Below are 3,931 nucleotides of genomic sequence, written 5' to 3'. Positions count from 1 at the left end.
TCTCGAAGGGAAAAGTTAATTGTTCTATTCGAAAGAAAATCTTGAGGTGAGAGTGTTCAAGAAACCATCACCAGTTTTTAATGAGGTGTTTCATTATCACCAGTTTTTAAACTGGTGTTTTGGTATGAAGTTACGAAGACACTCATTTTAAAGGAGCAGGTAAATTAAAAGGACAAAATTTAATCGAAGAAATTTACCACGCGATGCCAGGTTCCAGCAAACTTGAAAGGGAAGTATATGAACAATATTTAGTCAATCCTGAAAAACTCTTCAATGCGTTGAAAACATTGGGAAAAACAATTTAAAGTGCTGTTTAATTCTGCCGTTTAGCAATGAAATTTGTCAAAAACACGGCAGAAAAATGATTGGAAAATCGCCTGATCGAACGCAAAAGGATTTGTTTCAACCTCTGTTGAGCGAGTTCATTAATCTCAGGCACGAGTTGGTTTTACTTTCTGAAAAAATCAACTGTAAAGAACTGGAAGATGAATTTTTCCCGCTTTATTCCACGACCGGAACACCATCGATTCCCCTTCGTACCAATAAACAACAGATAATCACAGTACCCAAGATCATCGCCGAATTTGCTAAAGTGAAAAAACGACTCCTTGATAAGTCTCCACTATTGAAAAACAAGTATTTGTACACAGTGACATCACTTTTTTTGACCTGAAACCGAAAAAATATGTCCATGAATTCTGATTTAAGATTTCTCATTTTTATACTGCAGAAATTCAATTCATTTCGAAGAATGCCCGCATTAAAAAATGAGCAAACAAAATCATATCATCCGAAAACTCATTATTGAAATAGGATTGCCAACGCATGAAGAAGCGTTCGGCATCCAGAACAAACTTATCGCTGAATACAAGCGGATCATCCTTGATATTATCGAAGAGATCCTGAACCGGTTGATCGGTGTAGATGAAGTGATTCAGTTAAGCAGGGTTGAGATCGATCTTGGTGAGATCCCTGTTGCGCACTTGAGTTATGATTTTCCAGCCAGGATCAAAGCAGAAATGGAACAGGCCCTATCGGTTCTTCTTTATGAAGTACGAAACGATATAACCGGAAATGCAAACGTGCAGATAGCCATTTCCGGGGAAGATAAAATAATTGTCGAGGCGCGTAGGCGCTTGCGCGCAGTATCGGAATTTGAAACACTGTTGTACTACCTCGAATTCGGAATTTTTCCATGGTCAGATGACAGAAAGAAAAAACCTTCCCTCCGGGAGATGATCGCGATCGCTCTTGAAAAATTTCCTGATCAATTGCGGTTGGCACTACAAAAGCTTGGCACGAAGGAACATGTTTTTCAACGGCTCGCACTTCAATTACAACCCGGCCAGTCAAATTATCTCGCCGCTATCCTTGGTTGCAGTTTCTCTTCTCAACTCTCCCCTTTGTCGGTGCAATTACAGAAACTGATCGTTGAATTATCGCGATCAGAAAAAATATGGGCCCTCAAAGGAAAAACTATTATCACTTCCGGCGAGGTTGAAATTCTCCTGAGGAAAGAAACCCTGATATATTTTTCTTCCCCAATGAGTCTTCTCTCCCATCCTTCTTCTTCAACAAATAAAAATCATCCAATCGTCAATTATCTTTTTTTCATACTGGAACGTGCTTTTGAAAAATATAAAATTTCACCAGGAGCAGAATTTACTGTTATCGCACAACAAATAAACAATCCTGAAATAAGTGCAGTGCTGAAAATTTTTGAAGTGCTACTGAAACGGAATAACACGGCAGATCATTACCCGGGAAACAGCAGCTTCCCCAAAAATGAAAAAAAAGAAGACCTCATTCTTGATATCATAAAAACAGAAGAGAAAGAATTATCCGAAGCGCCCGAAGTTGAAGATGACATTTACATCCATAATGCCGGCATGGTCATTCTTCATCCTTATCTCCCTTCTTTCTTCCGGAATCTGGGCATTGTAGAAGGAAAAGAATTTGTGAGCGAAGAAGCAAAACATAAAGCCGTGCACCTTCTTCAATGGCTTGTTTATGGCGAACAGAAAGTAAAAGAAACAGAGCTGACCGAACACGAACTTGTGCTGAATAAGATCTTCTGCGGAATGGAAATCGCGCAGCCGGTTCCGGTGAAAAGAGAACTGAATGAAAAAGAATGTAAAGAATCGGAAACTTTACTTGAATCCATTATTTCGAATTGGCCTGTACTTAAAAATACCTCCATTCACGGATTGCGAACTACTTTTCTTCAGAAAGAAGGCCGGCTTAAGCATGAAGAAAAACACTGGAGTCTTTTGATTCACCGCGATTCCGCCGTTGAGGTTCTCATCGATCGCCTTCCGTGGGGGATCGGTATCATTAAATTTCCCTGGAATAAAGAAACGATATACGTGCAATGGTAATTTCATTTAAAGAATAAAAATGTACAGTCACGATAACCGTTCCGGAGATCTCGCCGACATACACCGCGCAATGCGTGCGAAGGATGTGCAGCGAAAAAAAGAAAAAGGGCAGAAGAAGAGTGAAAGTGTACCTGTGAGTCATCCGGATGATCCATCGGAAAAGCAGGCGGAACATATTGCGCGTAAAGTAGTCGACGGTGGCGATGCGAAAATTCATCCCATGCCGCATGCAGCTTCACCGACTGTTCACGCCAATCACGAAGGAGAACACGTCTCTGCTTCTCACGAATTCACCGAGCAATTGCACGGCAGTAAAGGAAGCGGAAGTCCGTTGCCTGCTCATGTGCAGCGCGACATGGGAAGCAAGATGGGCGCCGACTTCAGCGATGTGAAAATTCACACGGGAAGTAACGCGCATGAGATGAGCGAGAGCATCAATGCACGCGCGTTCACACACGGACAGGATATTTATTTCAAGAATGGAAATTACGATCCGGCATCGGCACAGGGAAAAGAATTGCTCGCACACGAACTCGTACACACCCGGCAGCAGAAAGGTGCGGTGAACAGAAAAATTCAGCGGCAACCGAAAACGAAAGGAACATTGACCCTGAAGTTTAAACCGGGTTATCCTTACTATATGCCGGAGGATGAAACGTACCAGCATAAATTTGATTACAAAGACAGTTTCAAGGTTTCCTACAACGATCCGCAATATGGGAAAATTTATACCGACAGAAACCGTGTGCAGGTTGAGGATGCTTATGTAATGGACCTGAATCGCGACAATATTCCTGCGCAACCTTCGGGAGGAAAAGCGTTCGTGTACCGCCGCGTTATCACTGTTGATCTGAAAGACGGACGTTCTGTTCACATCGTCATGGATATGGTCAATATCCCTATGGACGATAAAGTGTCAATGGATTCAAAAGGATTGACGCGCTTCAAATACAGCATTACTGTTTACGGTGGACAAACAAAAGTTCTTCCGCGAGAAGGGCAGGGAGAACTCGGTGGTGTTTCCATTAATGATCTCATTACAAAAATGTCTACCACCGGAAACATTCCGCTCGAATTACTTCAGAACAGCCCGCTCAACCAGCATTACCTTCTCACCGCAAAACAATTTGCCGATGGGCTGACGGTTCCAGCAACTGCCACCACTACGCAAAGCGGACCCGTTACATGGGACAAGATGAGCCCGACACAGAAAAAGGCGAAGGCGCTCAGGGATATACTTGATAAAGTTTCTTTCAAAAATATTCTGATCAATGCCATCATCGCTATTATAGGTGTAGTGGTGCTCGCCATTATTGCAGTTCTCGTCGGATGGGAAATAGCGGCCATAGTTGCATTGATCGTTCTGGTTGCAGGATTCCTGATGGAATTTTTCAGTGCGAAAGATGACGAGGTGTAAGCTTCCCCAAAGTTCGGCCATTTGAAATTAGAGGGCAAATTAAAAAACCACTAATTTTAAACAGCTATGAGAAAATCAAAATTCACAGAAACACAAATCATTTCCATTCTTCATGAACAGGAGAAAGGGAAAAAAG

General features: G+C 42.2%; 2 protein-coding genes. Both read left to right on the top strand.

The window, feature by feature from the left end:
- Nucleotides 1-767: 767 nt before the first annotated feature.
- On the top strand, nt 768-2,378 hold the full coding sequence (locus HY064_08595; protein ID MBI3510709.1) for a hypothetical protein: 1,611 nt from the start codon (nt 768-770) through the stop codon (nt 2,376-2,378).
- 19 nt (nt 2,379-2,397) lie between these two features.
- A complete protein-coding gene (locus tag HY064_08590; protein ID MBI3510708.1) occupies nt 2,398-3,795 on the top strand; it encodes a DUF4157 domain-containing protein in 1,398 nt (465 codons plus the stop codon).
- Nucleotides 3,796-3,931 lie beyond the last annotated feature (136 nt).

The organism is Bacteroidota bacterium, assembly GCA_016194975.1.
Lineage (GTDB): Bacteria > Bacteroidota > Bacteroidia > Palsa-965 > Palsa-965.
The sequence above is the reverse complement of the archived record's forward strand: the minus strand, read 5'-3'. Positions and strand labels throughout refer to the sequence as shown.